Genomic DNA, 15,733 nt, shown 5'->3' on the forward strand with positions numbered 1-15,733 from the left:
ACCAATTTCTAAGCCACCTGTGCGGTGTGAAGGTAGATATTCTACAAAGCATTATCAGAAAAATCAAGCTCTGGCGATGATTATTGCCAAAAAAACCAATATTTTTTCTGATAAGTGCAACTTATTGATTTTATTAAGTTTTTAAATAATAAAAAAAATAAAGGGTAGAAATTTGCTTTTTTGCCTTATTTCTATCATATCTTAATCTTATTGGAAAGGCAAATTGCTTGACTGTCGTGCAAAAGGGTGCTTTAATGATGGTGTATCAGTTTTGTAAATGTGATGAGTTTATCATGATGATGCTCCAATCCTCTGATTTAAAAGCCATTTTGCACTCCAAACGCGCTAACCTTTTTTATTTAGAACACTGTCGAGTAATGCAAAAAGACGGGCGTGTTTTGTATCTCACCGAAAGCAAAAAAGAAAATCTTTATTATAATATTCCAATTGCCAATACCACTTGCATTTTATTGGGCACAGGCACTTCAATCACCCAAGCGGCAATGAGAATGCTTGCACAGGCAGGGGTATTGGTGGGTTTTTGTGGCGGTGGTGGCACGCCTTTGTTTAGTGGCTGTGAAGTACAATGGCTGTCGCCACAATCTGAATATCGACCTACCGAATACATACAAGGCTGGCTTTCTTGGTGGTTTGATGATGAAAAACGCTTAAAAATCGCCAAAAAATTACAATTAAAACGCACCGAATTTATATTAAAAATCTACACAAAAGACAAAGAGTTTAAAACCTATTGTTTTCACGAAAATATCAATGACATTATCGCCAATTATCAATCCCAAATTCCCAATCAAAATAGCAATGCTGATTTATTAGCTTTAGAAGGGCGAATGACCAAGCAGTTGTATAAAATTGCCGCCAAAAACACAGCCAATGCAGGCTTTGTTCGTGATTTTGGCAGCACCGATAAAGCCAATGTATTTTTAAACCACGGCAATTATTTGGCGTATGGTTTGGGGGCGACCACCGCTTGGGTGTTGGGGATTTCGCACGGATTTGCGGTTATGCACGGCAAAACACGGCGTGGGGCTTTGGTGTTTGATATTGCCGATTTGGTCAAAGATGCGATTGTGTTGCCTTTATCGTTTATCTGTGCAAAAGAAAACACGACCGAGCAAGAGTTTCGCCAAGAAGTTTTGAATTATTTTACCGATTATCAAGCGCTTGATTTTATGTTTGAAGTGGTTAAAGAAATGGCGCTAAAAAAGGACTTTTAGATGAATGTCATTTTCATTTGCCAATGTCAGAAAAAATCGCTGATAAAAACCAGAAGAGTTTTGGACGCTTATGCCAATCGTATCGGCGACAATGTGTGGCAAACCAGTATTACCGAAGATGGCTTGATAATGGTGCGAAAATTATTACGCCAAAGTGCCAGCAAAAATACCGCTGTGGCTTGCCATAAAATCAAAACCCGAAACCGCACCGAGCTGGTGTGGGTAGTGGGCAATAAAAATGAATTTAACGAAAGTGGGTTTGTGCCTGTTAATAAAACCAAACGCAGTATTTTGCACTTTGACTGGGAGAATGATTGGCAATTTTTAAATGCCATTTCTATTGTGTCGGTAATTTCTGCCTTAATGCACGATTTGGGAAAATCAAGCGTGGGCTTTCAAGATAAATTAAAAAAATCTGCTAAAACTTCTGACCCTTATCGCCACGAATGGCTGTCTTTAAAATTATTTTTGTGGCTTGTCCAAAATTGCCAAACCGATAATGAGATTTTTGAAAGGTTTTTGACCGTTGAAGATTATCTTGCTAAAACCAAATTAAATATTGATGACTTAGTACAAAATATAGAAAAAACCCAATTACATCAATTGCCACCGATTGCAAATTGGATTGCGTGGCTGATTGTTACCCATCATCGCCTACCTGCTTTGACTGACTATTATTTTAAAGATAAGAAAAAGTACTTACAAAGTGATAATCGCTATTTGAAAGTAGATTTAAACACTTATTACAAAAGTTTATTTAAACCAATGGAATATTGGGTAAAAAATCCCAATTGTGATGTCAATATTCATCAATTTTTTGCTTTTAATGATATTGTTTGGGGCAGTCCTCTTTGGCAAAAACAGCTTAAACGCTACGCCAAAAAAGCACTTAACGACCCAACTTTAAATAAGCTCTCCCAATTGGGTCGGCCGATTGCCAACCCATTTTTGGTGCAATTATCAAGGCTTGCTTTGATGGTGGGAGACCACAATTATTCGTCATTAAAAATAGATAGCCCACAGCGTGTTTTGGGCAGTTTAAATTGGCAAAACACACTCATCGCCAATACCGATAAAACAGGCAATACCAATCAATCTTTGGACGAACATTTGCTGGGTGTGGCGGATATGACCGCTAAATTTTGCCGTAGTTTACCAATTTTGCACGAAAATCTGCCCAGACTTGATAAGCACGAACCGCTTGCCAAAAATACCGCAGGTGAACTGTTTTTGTGGCAAAACAAAGCCTTTAAACTGGCAAGCACGCACAGCGAAGATAGCCATATAAACGGCTTTTTTGGTGTAAATATGGCATCAACTGGCAGGGGCAAAACCATTGGCAATGCTCGCATTATGTATGCATTGGCAGGGGAAAAAGGCACTCGTTTGACGATTGCATTGGGTTTAAGGGTTTTGACTTTGCAAACAGGGCAAAGTTTTCGCAAAAACTTGGAACTAAGCGATAGCCAACTTGCGATTTTGGTGGGTGGCTTGGCACAAAAACAGTTGTTTGAAAACAATGCGCTGAGCGGTAGTGAATCTGACCAAACTTTGCTTGATGGTCTGGTAGATAGTGACGATTTTGCCGATATTGTGGCGGATTTAAAACTTGGCACGGTGCTAGACGCCAAAAATGCCCAAAACCTACTCATCTGCCCTGTAGTAACTTGCACAATCGACCATTTAATGCAAGCTTGCGAAGGCAGTCGTGGCGGAAGATACATTGTTCCGCTGCTGCGTTTATTTGGCTCAGATTTAATTTTGGATGAGCCTGATGATTTTGATCAAAGTGATTTGCCTGCTTTGTCTCGATTGGTGCATTTAGCGGGAGTTTTTGGTTCTAGGGTTTTATTATCATCTGCTACGCTACCACCCGATTTGGTGCAAGGTCTTTTTAATGCCTATTTGGCGGGTCGCAAAATCTATAATGCCCAATTTAACAAGCCAAACCCATCTGTCGTTTGTGCGTGGTTTGACGAAAATGACTGTAATGCCACACAATGCAAAACTGTTGAAATATTTAATCATCACCACGCCAATTTTATTCAAAAACGCCTGTCTTTTTTGAAAAAAGAACCCATTAGAAAAATGGCAAAAATTTTACCAATTCAAGCAAAATTTAATGGCGAAAAACCCCAAGAATTTTATTCTACAATTGCTGAGCAATTATTAGGTAATGCCATAAATTTGCATTCAAAAAATCACATTATTTTGGATGATAAAAAAATAAGCATAGGCTTGATACGAATGGCAAATATTCAGCCTCTAATGCAAATTGCCGAGGCGTTTTATCGTTTAAAATCGGCACATTTAAATGACACGCAAATTTATTTGTGTTGTTACCATTCTCAGCAAATTTTGGCTTTACGAAATCGCCTTGAAACTCGCCTTGATGCCGTGCTTAGCCGTAAAAATATCAGCGATAAAGAGTGGGCAAAACAAGCCGATATTGCTGATTTTATCCATAAAAATCCCAATAAAAACAATCATTTATTCATTGTGCTTGCCACGCCTGTGGCAGAAGTGGGACGAGACCACGATTATGATTGGGCGATGGTTGAACCAAGCTCTATGCGGTCAATTATTCAGCTGGCTGGGCGAGTCAAACGCCACCGTCCGCATTTATTTGCTGATACACCCAATGTTGGCATTTGGTCGCACAATATTCGTGCTTTAAAAAATGAAAATATCGTTTTTACCCGCCCTGGCTTTGAAAACGACAAAGATGATGATAAATATGTGTTAAATACCAAAAATACCACAGAACTGATTGATAAAAATATTTTAACTCAATTAGATGCTAAATGTCGCATTAGCAAAAATCCGACTTTAAATATCAAAGAGAATTTAGCCGATTTAGAACAGGCGGTTATGGAAGATTTGATGAATAACAACAAGCCAAATGTCGTTAACAGTTATTTTGATAATGAAGAAACCGCCAATCGCCATCATCTGCATTTGAGTCTTTTAACGCCATTTCGGGCAGGACGGGCAAACAGCGATTTTATCGTTGTGCCAAGCGATGATGAGGGTACTCATTTTAAACACAAGGCACAGGTGGATGAACATGGCTTAAATTGCAAAAATGCCAGCGAAATAACACCCAAACGCCTTGATACCCAAAACGACAATGTCTCGGTTTGGCTGGCACAAAGTGTGGCAGATGAGCTTAGGCAGCTTGCCCAAGCTTTCCCAGAGTTGTCAAAAAGCGAGCGAATTAAGCGGTTTTTGGGGGTGTCGTTGGCTGAAAATGCCGTTTTTTATTTTGATGAACGGTTTGGATTTTGGCGTAAAGATTGAAATAAAAAGCGGTTTAGCTTCTTTAGGACTAAAGGTACCAAACTGCTTGATTTTAAGCCCTCTATATGGTGTGCGATTAAATCGCGCTTAGTGGCACTGGCACCGCTGTTTTTAGTAAGGCTTTGCCATTTTTTTAATAGCAAAAATATCAAAAAAATAGTTTGACGAATGATTTTTGATGTAGTGTAATAAGTGTTATCAAGACGACTAGGAGACAAGTGTGTCTATGCAGATTGACAGACAAACAATCGAACAGGCAATTTTGAATTTTTTGACCGCCCAATATAACAAAAAAACCGAAAAAGAGCAAAAACAGCTTGATAAAGCCATTGCTGATAACGATGTGGAAAAAGTAGCTCAGTTACAGGCAGTTTTAAAAACCGAACAAGAAAAATACCAAAAAGATATTCGTTTGACTTATATGGCGGATTGGATGTCCAAGCAATTAAGTTTTGGTACGCATATTTCTAAAGGCATTCATTCTAGCTCCAAAGGCGATAATTTGATTTTTGATGTCAAGCATCAAATTGAATTTGCTGGTCATCATAATCTAGATCAAGCAGTGGTTGATGCTAGTGGAAATGCAGCAGCCCTGCCATTGGCGGCTTTTTTAAATTATATTGTAGTGGGCGATGTAACAGTTGGGCAGATGATTGCTCAAAAACATTCAGCCTTAAAGGGTGTTTTTCACTCTGATGAAAAAGAATCTGACCGCATTCAGACAATTTTTTATCAATTGGTGTTAAGTCAAATTGACCAGCCTAGAACTGATGAGCGTAATAAACAAATTTTATGGGCGAAATGCAATGAGGATTATGTTTGTCTTGTGCCTTTGTATCCAATATCGGTTGCCCATTATGTTTACAAGACCATTCAAGAAATGCGTTTTTCAGAGCAAAATGTGCAAGCTCGCAAAAATCGAGGTAAGGCAAATGCATTACAGCAAGCGTATCCAAGTTTGCACGATTTGGCGGTGGTGAATATTGGCGGTAGCAATCCGCAAGGGGTGAGCCAACTGATGAGTAAACAAAGCGGAAAAAACTACCTTTTGCCATCATTGCCACCGATTTTTAGAAGTTCAGGTAGTATATCCATTCCCAAGAATACCAAAAGCATTTTTGATTTAAAAGCCCTTGATTATCACGCAAGATTTCAGTTGCAAAGCTTATTTGAAATCATTAAAAATACCACCAATAATGTCAAAATCCGTGATGCCAGAAAAGCCACTTTAGACGAAATAATATACAAGGTTTTTGAGATTGCCATAGGCATTCAAAACACCCGCCCAGCAGGGTGGTCAAAGGACTATCCAAATTTAAAAGTGGCGCAAAAATATTGGCTAGACCCCAATCGTGGTGAATTGCAAGATGAAGAAGAGTTTAAACAAAGCCGTGAATTGGGCGATTGGCGAGAAGAAATAGAGATTGCCTTTGCCGAGTGGTTGCAACGATTATTAAAATTGGAATTTGATAAAATCGCCCACGAATTTGGCGAACCTGAGCAATACGAATGGCGAGACGAATTTAAAGATGAAATCAAAAAGAGTGTGCGATTGGGCAATGGAGTATTTTGATGAGTTTTATTTATGATGATTTGGAGTGCGTGGGTTATTTGCTTTTTAAAAATATTAAAATTTTAAATGCCAACACCATATCCAGCCCTTTAACTTATGGTTTTCCTGCGATTACAGGTTTTACGGGCGCAACGCACGCATTAAGCCGAAAAATTGCCCAAATAGATGAATTGAACCACATTCGTTTGGATGGTGTGTTGATTGCGTGTCTTGATTGCACGGTGCGAGCCTACCGTGAAAATGCGTATAAAGAATTTTCGTTTGTTCAAAGTCGCAATCCGATTTTAAAAACAGGCAAAACCGCGCCAATTATTGAAGAAGGCAAATGCCATTTGACAGTTTCTTTGATGATGGGTGTTTATACGGATGGTTTTTTGAGCGAAGAAGAAAAGGACAGCTTAAAAAACAATGCCCTAACTTTATTACAACAGCAACGCCTTGCAGGTGGCAGTGTTATTGAAATAGACAAATTTAACCCTGTGCAATTTATTGAAGCTGAAGAACTCAATAATTTTACCAAACAATTATTGCCTGCCTTTGTGCTTATGGACGCACATCGCCATCTCATTGAAATCACTGAGCAACTAAAGCAGACCAATCCCAATGCCACTGCCTTGGATGCATTGATTGAAACGGCCGTGCTACACCACCACCCAGACGATATAGGTCAAAAATGGCAAACCACCAGCGTCAAACAAGGGCGTGGCTGGCTTGTGCCGATGCCTGTGGGTTATCAAGGCATTTCTCCTGTGTTTGAAGCAGGGCAAATGGCAAGCAGTCGCAATCTTGAGTACCAAAGCCAATATGTAGAGAGTATTTATTCGCTGGGTGAGTGGTGTTTTCCACACCGCATTGACGATTTGGAGCAGGCATTTTGGTATCAAGTTTACAAGCCTGAACAAAATTTGTATGTTGTTGCACAAAAATCTTAAGTTATGCTAAATCTTAATTGGAGAAAGTTATGGCAAAAAATGAGTTAAAAACCGCATCTGTATTGGCATTTGAGCGTGTCTTGGACATCTCGGACGGCTTTTTTTGGCAAGAAAACAGCGCGGAAAAAAATCCAAATCGCACCATCATTAGCGTCCAAGAAAAATCGGTGCGTGGCACAATCAGCAATCGCTTAAAAAATGCGGTTGCCAATGACCCTGCCAAATTGGATGCAGAAATCCAAAAAGCCAATTTGCAAAAAGTAGACTCAGCCAGCCTTGATGAACAAAACGACACATTGGTTGCCAAATTCACTTGTAAAGTATTGCCATTTACAGGCAAACCGTCTGTGTGCAACGACCAAGATTATGCCAAAGCGTTGGCAAAGATTATCGCCGACTACAAAGAAAATCAAGGGCTTGGCGAGCTTGCCAAACGCTATGCGGTCAATATGGTCAATGCCCGCTGGTTGTGGCGCAACCGTGTGGGCGCACAAAAAATTCAGATTAAAGTGGTTTTGAATAACGATGAAGACAGTGCTTTAATTTTTGATGATGCCAAGGCGTTTAGCCTGCACTCTTTTGATTTTGAAGATAAAAATCTGGCGACTTTGGCAGGCTGGATTGAAGAAGGTTTGGTGGGTGAGCGGTTTGTGATTTTGTCAGTACAGGCCCGTGCGGTGGTCGGTTTTGGACAAGAGGTCTATCCATCGCAAGAGCTGGTTTTGGACACAGGCAGTAAAAAAAGCAAGGTACTTTATCGTGTGGGCGATACCAGCAAAAACCACGCAGGACTGCATTCGCAAAAAATCAGCAATGCCATTCGCACGATTGATGATTGGTATACAATCAGACAAGACGACAATCTATTAAACGCAAATAATCAAAAAACCATCATTGCAGTAGAGCCTTACGGTGCAGTAACAACTTTGGGTATGGCGTTTAGACAGCCAAAAAACAAGCAAGATTTTTACAGTTTGTTTGATAAATGGGTGCTAAAGGGCGAAAAACCAGATGTCGGGCAACAGCATTATGTAATGGCGGTGCTGATTCGTGGCGGTGTATTTGGTGAAAGCGGTAAAGAGTAGATGGTGATGAAATATTATCAAGAAATCACGCTGATTGCCGATGAAGAAATCACGCCCTATTTTTTGTGGAGTAGGGTGTATGCACAAATCCATATTGCTTTGGTGGACAACAAAAATCCGCAGATTGGGGTTGGTTTTCCACAATACCATTTTAACAAAAAAAGGGGAACGCTCGGCTTAAAATTACGAGTGTTTGCCCAAACAGAGCAGGAATTGTCTGAGTTAAATTTGGTAAAGTGGCTGGAACGATTGAGTGATTATTTGCATTTAAAATCTATTCAAGCTGTACCTGTTTGCCATCGCCATGCTATTTTTTACCGCTATCACCCTGATTCATCTAAAGAAAATCTAGCAAGGCGATATGCTAAGAAACATGCACTTAGCTATAATGAGGCAGTGGCGAGATTGGGTGATTACACGTCAGACCCTATTATTAACTACCCCTTTGTCATGCTTAAAAGCCAAACGACTGGCGTGGATTTTTGTTTACGCATTGCCAAAAAAATGGTAGATGATGCTGTCATTGGCGAATTTGGGTCGTATGGACTAGGTGGTGGTAGTGTGCCTGATTTTTAATGGTGATTAATATTAATAAAAAACACCTCAAGACATATCGTCTGGGGTGTTTTGGTTCAGCTTAATTGGCTCTTTCACGAGTTTTGAGTACTTTTTTGACCTTGTCTCTGGCTCGGCTTTGTTTGAGTGATGACAGATGGTCTACAAAGACAATGCCTTTTAGGTGGTCTAGCTCGTGTTGGATACATACAGCAAGCAGTCCATCAGCCTCTGTGCTAAATGCTTGGCCGTGTTCGTCCATTGCTTCGATACGCACGCGAGCAGGGCGTTCAACGGTATCGTAGACCTCTGGAATTGAAAGACAACCCTCTTGATAAGGGGTGAGTTCTTCGGTCAGTGGTGTGACTTTTGGGTTGATGTAAACTTTAGGCTGTGGTTTTTCGCCTTCTTTTGCCAGATCCATGACAACCACTTGTACATGCCTATCCACTTGCGTCGCTGCCAGACCAATGCCACGAGCATCATACATGGTCTCAAACATGTCTTGAATTAAGTTCTTGATGTCATCGTTAATCTGCTCAACTTCTTTGGCAACCGTACGCAAGCGTGGGTCAGGATAATTTAAAATTGGTAAAAGTGCCATAAAATTCTCAAGGTTTTGGATAATATTGGCATTATTATAATTCAAAGCATGGTCATTGGCAAAATTTATCTAAAAACTGGTAATAGTTTCTAAAAACTCTTAATAATTCTCCCAAAAATTACCTAATTTTGTGTAAAATGGGATTTTAATTTGTTCGGCCAATCACCAATCAAGATTATTAAGGGTTAGTTATGACTGCAGCACGCACCGCTCACATTGCTCGCAACACCACTGAGACACAAATCAGTGTTTATCTCAACATTGATGGTGCTGGCGTGGGTAATATTGACACAGGCATACCATTTTTGGATCATATGCTTGAACAGATCACACGGCATGGGCTGTTTGACCTTGATGTTAAATGTGTGGGCGATACGCACATTGATGATCATCACAGTATGGAAGATACAGGCATTGCCATTGGTCAGGCTTTAAAAATCGCCTTGGGAGACAAAAAAGGCATTCGCCGTTATGGGCATTTTTATGCACCCCTTGATGAGAGTTTGAGTCGTGTGGTGGTGGATATTTCGGGTCGTCCTAGTCTGCACATGAATGTACCGTTTACTCGTGCTTATGTGGGCAGGTTGGATGTAGATTTATTCAGCGAGTTTTTTTATGGTTTGGTAAATAATGCGGGTATTACGCTTCATATTGATAATCTAAAAGGTAAAAACAGTCATCATCAAATAGAAAGTGTTTTTAAGGCGTTGGCACGAGCATTGCGTATGGCATGCGAGATGGATGAGCGTGCAGGCGGTAAGCTACCCTCAACCAAAGAAATGCTGTGAGGAATTGGATATGACTAAAGTTGCACTTTTAGACTATGGTGTGGGCAATTTATTTTCGGTGGCAAATGCCCTGACGGTTGCAGGGGCCAGCGTGGTCATCACGAACGACCCAAAAGATATTAGGTCTGCCGATAAAGTCATGTTGCCAGGTGTAGGAGCGATTGGTGATGCCATGCATCATATGCGATTGTGCGGTGTTGACATGACCGTTCAGGAAGTGGTACGAACTAAGCCTGTGATGGCAATTTGCGTGGGTATGCAAGCATTGTTTGATTATTCAACCGAAGGAGGCAAGGTACCTTGTTTGGGGTTGGTTGCAGGTAGTGCACAACGCTTCGATAAAACCTGGATGCAAAACGGTCAAGGCATTAAAATCCCTCATGTTGGCTGGAATGTTGTGCACACTGATTCCAATCATGCACTGTGGCAAGGCTGTAATGATGAGTATTTTTATTTTACACACAGTTATTACTGCAAGCCTGATGTTGCTGATGTAAAAAATCAGGGGCTTATCACAGCAGTTAGTAGCTATGGGCAGGAATTTTGTGCAAGCATCATTAAAGACAATATTTTTGCCACGCAGTTTCACCCAGAAAAAAGCCATCGTGCAGGCCTGCGTCTTTTGAGTAATTTTATTAATTGGCAAATATAGTGTTCCATGTGAAACAAAAACACATGATATTTAATTGATGTATTCAAGCACGCATATTTGGCGTGCTTGATTTTGGTGTGATACAAAACTTGGCTTGTGATATTGTGGATTTTAACCCAGTAAAATCCATCTTGCCCCAAGCTCTATCTTTGTTAATCTTGCCAACGAGTAAAGACTAAGCTGCCATTTGTGCCACCAAAACCAAAGCTATTACTAATGGCATAGTTAAGGTTTTCTACCTTACGAGCGGTGTGGGCAATGTAGTCAAGGGTGCAGCGTTCATCTGGGTTTTGCAGGTTGATCGTTGGTGGTAGGATTTGATTTTGCAATGCCAATACGGTGATGATCGCCTCGACCGCACCAGCTGCACCGAGCAGATGTCCCGTCATAGACTTGGTTGAGCTGACCAAGATATCATCACCAAATAATGTGGCAATCGCACGGCTTTCGGCAACATCGCCGGCTGGCGTGCTGGTGCCGTGTGCATTGATATACCCAACTTTATCTGCAGATATTCCTGCATCGTTTAGAGCGTTTTGCATGGCGCGTTTTGCACCGTTGCCATCTTCTGATGGGGCGGTAATATGACTTGCGTCGTCGCTCATGCCAAAACCAACCAGCTCTGCTAGAATTGTTGCTCCACGAGCTTGAGCATGATCAAGAGATTCTAGCACTAACGCACCAGCACCATCACCCAATACAAAGCCATCACGATCCTTGTCAAAAGGACGACTTGCCTTGGTTGGTTCATCATTGCGAGTAGATAGAGCGTGCATTGCACCAAAGCCAGCCATGCCAAGCGGTGTTGAGGCTTTTTCACTACCACCAACCAAAACCGCATCTAGGTCGCCATAGGCAATGAGGCGTGCACCCAAACCAATGGCATGTGTCGATGTGGTGCAAGCTGTTGAGGTAGCAAGGTTTGCACCTTTGAGGCCGTGTCTGATGGCAATCAAGCCTGCTGGCATGTTGACAATTGCTCCCGGTATGATAAACGGAGAGACCTTTTTTGCCCCTTGTGCTTTAATAATGTCTCGACTGCTTTCAATTGTACCAATGCCACCAATGCCAGAACCCATCACTACGCCAAATTTCTCACCATCGACATTGATGGGTAGGTAGTCGCCCTTGATGTCAGCAATCAATCCTGCCTGATATAATGCTTGTGCGGCAACAACTTGAGCATAATGCACAAATTCATCATAGCGGCGTACTTCTTTTGGATTTAAGTAGTTTTTGGCATCAAAATCTTTAATCAGCCCTGCAATTTGTGAGCGAAATTCATTAATATCAACATCATTGCCAAACTCATCGATTCTACTAATGCCACTAATACCATTTATTAGATTTTGCCAAATAGTATCCAGATCATTGCCCACAGGAGTGATTGCCCCCATGCCTGTAATGACGATGCGTGTGCAATTTGAGCGTGCTGAGCGTTGAGTTTGTTGGGTCATGATTGCCACCAGCTTAGAAACAATATAGATAATGGAATGGATAGGTCATTTTTTGTTACAATTTTATTTGGCATTATATTAACATGACTGTTGGTAAATGAAAAGTGTACAGTTGTATTTTATTAAAACTAATGAAATCATTTGCTCAGTTGATGTTGTATGGGGTTGATTATGTAGGTTTAATGAAAAGCAGGGTTGGTAAAAATAATAAAAAATAATAAATTGATGAAAGGCATCGCAACAATAAACAAATAAACAAATAAACAATAGGTATGAATAAAAACACACAATTGATACAATTGATGACTTGATGGAGAGTGTTGTTTTGAGGTATATTTATTCGCGTAACATGAAAAAGCCAAACAAAAATATCTACGATGGCCTAGGTTGTATCTAGATATTAAATTAAATTTCTCATACCACTATATAACACCAAAGGAGCGAACAATGAAAGTCTTATTTTTAACAGCTGCCCTTACTGCCATTGCTTTAGTAGGTTGTGCTTCACCAGCTCAAAATAATATGGGTCATAGCAATCATGCGTCAACCGTCAAGCATACAAATGGCTATACGGTGTCATCTAAACAATTTATTTGTGAAAATGGTATTGCACCAAAGCTGACTTATTTGAACGATAGCCAAGCTCAAATGACAATTGACGGCAAAACCACCTTGATGAATATTGCACGAGCAGGCTCTGGTACTTTGTATCGTGCAGATACTGGCATTTTTGGTAATCGTGGTGGCGAATGGCATGAAAAAGGTAATGATATGGCAACATTTACCTACAAAAATGTTCACAGTGGTGCATCAGTTGATGTTAACTGTAGCCCTGAATGATTGATTTCGTATCCTTTTTCTTCTTGGTAATTGCCAATCTTAGGTGAATCTAAGATTGAGATAATTAAAGATAAAGATATCGCTATTGTTAATTTTGTTAATTTATCTTAAAAAAAACCGCAATTTAATCTTTGCGGTTTTTTATTTGCTATCATATCGGCTTTTTTGTGTCATTTGAGACTTTATTTAAGTTCAAAAACAGCTAAGGAAAGCATACCTGGCCCAATACGACAGGCTTACTTGCCCCTGTTACACTTGGCAGGTTGCCTACTTGTGATAGCATGGTTTGCTGAGCCAGCCAAGCAAAAGCAAGGCTTTCAACAAGCATGGGCGGTATGCCAAGTGCACCACTGGATTTTATTTGCCAGCTGGGCAGGTGATGTGCTAAGCGTGCCATCAGGTGGTTATTTAACGCACCACCTCCACAAACATATAGTTCGCCAGATGGGGCGATTTGCAATAGTGCATCGGCAACGCTGATGGCGGTCAAATCTGTCAATGTGGCTTGTACATCGGCATTGTCGTAATTTGATTGACTGATATTGAATTTTGCCAATTCTTCATCAAGCCAAGTCAAATTAAACTCTTCTCTACCTGTGCTTTTTGGGTAAGGTTTTGTAAAAAATGAGTGTTTTAGCAGTTGATTGAGCAGCGGTGCAATGATTTGTCCAGATTTTGCCCATTCACCATTTTTATCAAATTCCATGCCCATGTGTCGCTGTATCCAGCCGTCAAGCAAAAGGTTGGCGCAACCAGTATCAAAGCCAATGACTTCACGCACACCATCAGACAGCAGTGTGATATTAGCAATGCCCCCTAGGTTAAGCACGGCCGTATTTTTGGTGTCTGCGTGATTTAGGTTGTTAAATATTGCTTCATGAAATGCAGGTGCTAATGGTGCACCTTGACCACCCACAGCCATATCACGACGACGAAAATCACTGACCACAGCAATGCCTGTACGCTCAGTCAGGACATTAGGATCAAGTAGCTGTAGGCTAAACTGCCAATGTGGGCGATGACGCACTGTCTGCCCATGACAGCCAATCGCACATACACTGTTGTTGTCAATATTTGATTTATTGAGCATTTCAAGTACAACTTGGGCAGCAAGTTCCCCATAAAATACACTTGCCCAACCAAAAACATCAAGTTCGCTTTCAAAGCTAAGATTGTTTGTTTTAATGTAGTCATTCACGCCATTGGGTGTGGTAAGGGCGAGTAGGGCGGATTTTAAATCATTGGGAAAGCTAATGCTATGGCTATCAATGACAATCGGGCGTTTGTCATCAAATCGGCACAATACCGCATCAAGTGCATCTAGGCTTGTGCCACTCATCATGCCAATAAAATAAGGCTGCGTCTCCAACTGCATTTCTAGACTTTGCCAAGATTCTAAATTTTGGGTAAAATCATCTAAATTCATAGATTGCTCAATTTGGATTATAAAAATTTAAAGACCATCAAGCATAGCAAATTTTTTGATAAATTGTAACTATTTGCGCAAAGTCTGTGTAAAAATGCTAAGTCTTTAATTATTTGTAATAAATCATCAACAAATCTTTACTATTATATGATGGAGATATAAAAACAAACAATTTATAATTAATCTTAGCTGTGGATTTCCTAATAGTCTCAAACTTATAGAAAATAGAAATAGGGAGTGTATGCAATGAAGATTTTAAAAAAGATTGCCCCAGTATTTATTATGGGTGTGGCGTTGTCTGGTGTGGCAAGTGCAAGTGATTTGATGGACGCACGCACAGCAGATGAGACAGCCACCAAAATTCGTGAAGTTACTTATCAATGCAAAATAGGTGGTAAGGTAAAAGTTAATTTTGGCTTTAATGAGCAAAAACTACCAACTTTTGCTGAATCATACTTAGGTGGTAAAGTCCGCTTTTTACCAATTAATTTAACGCATTCAAACATTGCTAGTACTTTATTCGGTGATGAGAACAGCTGGATGATTGGTTCTAGTGCCATCACGCTGGGTAATTACCACAAGTCGGACATCTTAGTTCAAGACCCAGATTCGGTAATTGCTTATAAGCATTGCAAGGTCATCAAGGTTAATAAACTAAAGGGCTAAACCTTTTTAATCCTTGCAAAAACAAAACCAAAGGCTGTGTAATTGCACAGTTTTTGGTTTTTTACTTAAAAAACTTGGAAACTCTTAATGAAAAAATAATAACAAAATCATACACTTAAGAACTTTATTAAGCCTCATCAAAAATACCGCTTGATCTTAAACAATTTCCCTGTATAATACGCACTCATTCAGACGATGGTTGATGATAAGACATCAATAACAAACCAAAGTTTGAATGATACAAAACCAACCCAGTTTTTTTAAACCTATTTAACTATTAGTTATTAATTTTAATATTTTAATTTAATTACTTTTAAAAATTAAAAAAATAACCAGTTAAAATAAAAAAACTTTAAAAAAACGCTTGACATAATAATTTTATGTGATAAAATGGTTGGCCTTGATTGATGATACAGACGATGTATCACAAACTATTTAAAATCAAAACTAAAGAACAACTTGTGTGGATTTTTGCTAATACAAGATAATACAAAAATTATCATTTATCAAGCAAAAATACTCAAAGTTAATTCATTTACACGATGAGCAAATTTGCTAGTAATAAATGAGCCAAGACTGACCCACTCAATGGGTTAATTAGTTATAAAGATTAAACTGAA

At 39.8% G+C, this 15,733-nt stretch carries 13 protein-coding genes and 1 CRISPR repeat array (1 of these 14 only partly in view); of the genes, 10 read left to right on the forward strand and 3 right to left on the reverse strand.

Annotated elements, in window-relative coordinates; genetic code table 11:
• Nucleotides 1–33: direct repeats of the CRISPR family, unit length 28 nt; unit sequence TTTCTAAGCCACCTGTGCGGTGTGAAGG; it begins 475 nt to the left of the window's first position.
• Between the two features lie 260 nt (nt 34–293).
• From cas1f to cas6f, 6 genes are all read left to right on the forward strand, one after another.
• A complete protein-coding gene (gene cas1f / locus R0123_RS06030) occupies nt 294–1,235 on the forward strand; it encodes a type I-F CRISPR-associated endonuclease Cas1f (protein WP_323843434.1) in 942 nt (313 codons plus the stop codon).
• On the forward strand, nt 1,236–4,535 hold the full coding sequence (gene cas3f / locus R0123_RS06035; RefSeq protein WP_323843435.1) for a type I-F CRISPR-associated helicase Cas3f: 3,300 nt from the start codon (nt 1,236–1,238) through the stop codon (nt 4,533–4,535).
• A 226-nt stretch (nt 4,536–4,761) separates the two neighbouring features.
• Complete coding sequence (csy1, locus tag R0123_RS06040) at nt 4,762–6,108, forward strand: type I-F CRISPR-associated protein Csy1 (protein ID WP_323843449.1); 1,347 nt, start codon at nt 4,762–4,764, stop codon at nt 6,106–6,108.
• Entirely contained in the window at nt 6,108–7,040 is a 933-nt protein-coding gene (csy2, locus tag R0123_RS06045; protein WP_323843436.1) for a type I-F CRISPR-associated protein Csy2, read from the forward strand. Before csy1 ends, csy2 begins: the two co-directional genes overlap by 1 nt.
• Nucleotides 7,041–7,069: 29 nt before the next feature.
• Nucleotides 7,070–8,125 (forward strand): type I-F CRISPR-associated protein Csy3, encoded by a 1,056-nt coding sequence (gene csy3, locus R0123_RS06050; RefSeq protein WP_323840977.1) that lies wholly within the window; start codon nt 7,070–7,072, stop codon nt 8,123–8,125.
• 6 nt (nt 8,126–8,131) lie between these two features.
• Nucleotides 8,132–8,701: a type I-F CRISPR-associated endoribonuclease Cas6/Csy4 gene (gene cas6f, locus R0123_RS06055; protein WP_323843437.1), complete on the forward strand. Its 570-nt coding sequence runs from the start codon at nt 8,132–8,134 to the stop codon at nt 8,699–8,701.
• Between the two features lie 61 nt (nt 8,702–8,762).
• Here the strand turns inward: cas6f and def are convergent, their stop codons facing one another.
• The gene (gene def / locus R0123_RS06060; RefSeq protein WP_323840975.1) at nt 8,763–9,284 is read right to left on the reverse strand and encodes a peptide deformylase; all 522 of its coding nucleotides are present in this window, start codon (nt 9,282–9,284) and stop codon (nt 8,763–8,765) included.
• Nucleotides 9,285–9,475: 191 nt separating this feature from the next.
• Between def and hisB the strand changes: the two genes are divergently transcribed.
• Together hisB and hisH are read left to right on the forward strand one after the other, a co-directional pair.
• Nucleotides 9,476–10,072 carry an imidazoleglycerol-phosphate dehydratase HisB gene (hisB, locus tag R0123_RS06065; protein WP_323843438.1) on the forward strand — a complete coding sequence of 199 codons (597 nt, stop codon included), beginning with the start codon at nt 9,476–9,478 and terminating at the stop codon, nt 10,070–10,072.
• Nucleotides 10,073–10,082: 10 nt separating this feature from the next.
• Nucleotides 10,083–10,724, forward strand: coding sequence for an imidazole glycerol phosphate synthase subunit HisH (gene hisH, locus R0123_RS06070; protein WP_323843439.1), 642 nt, complete (start codon nt 10,083–10,085; stop codon nt 10,722–10,724).
• Between the two features lie 152 nt (nt 10,725–10,876).
• On the opposite strand, the gene fabF is transcribed toward hisH, so the two are convergent.
• Nucleotides 10,877–12,181, reverse strand: coding sequence for a beta-ketoacyl-ACP synthase II (gene fabF / locus R0123_RS06075; protein ID WP_323843441.1), 1,305 nt, complete (start codon nt 12,179–12,181; stop codon nt 10,877–10,879).
• A 447-nt stretch (nt 12,182–12,628) separates the two neighbouring features.
• Between fabF and R0123_RS06080 the strand changes: the two genes are divergently transcribed.
• On the forward strand, nt 12,629–13,021 hold the full coding sequence (locus tag R0123_RS06080; protein WP_323843442.1) for an MliC family protein: 393 nt from the start codon (nt 12,629–12,631) through the stop codon (nt 13,019–13,021).
• Nucleotides 13,022–13,223: 202 nt separating this feature from the next.
• Here the strand turns inward: R0123_RS06080 and R0123_RS06085 are convergent, their stop codons facing one another.
• Nucleotides 13,224–14,447 carry an anhydro-N-acetylmuramic acid kinase gene (locus R0123_RS06085; RefSeq protein WP_323840970.1) on the reverse strand — a complete coding sequence of 408 codons (1,224 nt, stop codon included), beginning with the start codon at nt 14,445–14,447 and terminating at the stop codon, nt 13,224–13,226.
• 246 nt (nt 14,448–14,693) lie between these two features.
• Here R0123_RS06085 and R0123_RS06090 point away from each other — a divergent pair, with 246 nt between their 5' ends.
• On the forward strand, nt 14,694–15,113 hold the full coding sequence (locus R0123_RS06090) for a DUF7606 domain-containing protein (RefSeq protein WP_323843443.1): 420 nt from the start codon (nt 14,694–14,696) through the stop codon (nt 15,111–15,113).
• The last annotated feature ends 620 nt before the right edge of the window (nt 15,114–15,733 follow it).

Source organism: Moraxella sp. Pampa (assembly GCF_035181385.1).
GTDB lineage: Bacteria > Pseudomonadota > Gammaproteobacteria > Pseudomonadales > Moraxellaceae > Moraxella.

Excerpts from the sequence above, each read along its gene's own strand:
- cas1f (WP_323843434.1), top strand. The coding sequence starts at position 294 with ATGATGATGCTCCAATCCTCTGATTTAAAAGCCATTTTGCACTCCAAA.
- cas3f (WP_323843435.1), top strand. The coding sequence starts at position 1,236 with ATGAATGTCATTTTCATTTGCCAATGTCAGAAAAAATCGCTGATAAAA.
- csy1 (WP_323843449.1), top strand. The coding sequence starts at position 4,762 with ATGCAGATTGACAGACAAACAATCGAACAGGCAATTTTGAATTTTTTG.
- csy2 (WP_323843436.1), top strand. The coding sequence starts at position 6,108 with ATGAGTTTTATTTATGATGATTTGGAGTGCGTGGGTTATTTGCTTTTT.
- csy3 (WP_323840977.1), top strand. The coding sequence starts at position 7,070 with ATGGCAAAAAATGAGTTAAAAACCGCATCTGTATTGGCATTTGAGCGT.
- cas6f (WP_323843437.1), top strand. The coding sequence starts at position 8,132 with ATGAAATATTATCAAGAAATCACGCTGATTGCCGATGAAGAAATCACG.
- def (WP_323840975.1), bottom strand. The coding sequence starts at position 9,284 with ATGGCACTTTTACCAATTTTAAATTATCCTGACCCACGCTTGCGTACG.
- hisB (WP_323843438.1), top strand. The coding sequence starts at position 9,476 with ATGACTGCAGCACGCACCGCTCACATTGCTCGCAACACCACTGAGACA.
- hisH (WP_323843439.1), top strand. The coding sequence starts at position 10,083 with ATGACTAAAGTTGCACTTTTAGACTATGGTGTGGGCAATTTATTTTCG.
- fabF (WP_323843441.1), bottom strand. The coding sequence starts at position 12,181 with ATGACCCAACAAACTCAACGCTCAGCACGCTCAAATTGCACACGCATC.
- R0123_RS06080 (WP_323843442.1), top strand. The coding sequence starts at position 12,629 with ATGAAAGTCTTATTTTTAACAGCTGCCCTTACTGCCATTGCTTTAGTA.
- R0123_RS06085 (WP_323840970.1), bottom strand. The coding sequence starts at position 14,447 with ATGAATTTAGATGATTTTACCCAAAATTTAGAATCTTGGCAAAGTCTA.
- R0123_RS06090 (WP_323843443.1), top strand. The coding sequence starts at position 14,694 with ATGAAGATTTTAAAAAAGATTGCCCCAGTATTTATTATGGGTGTGGCG.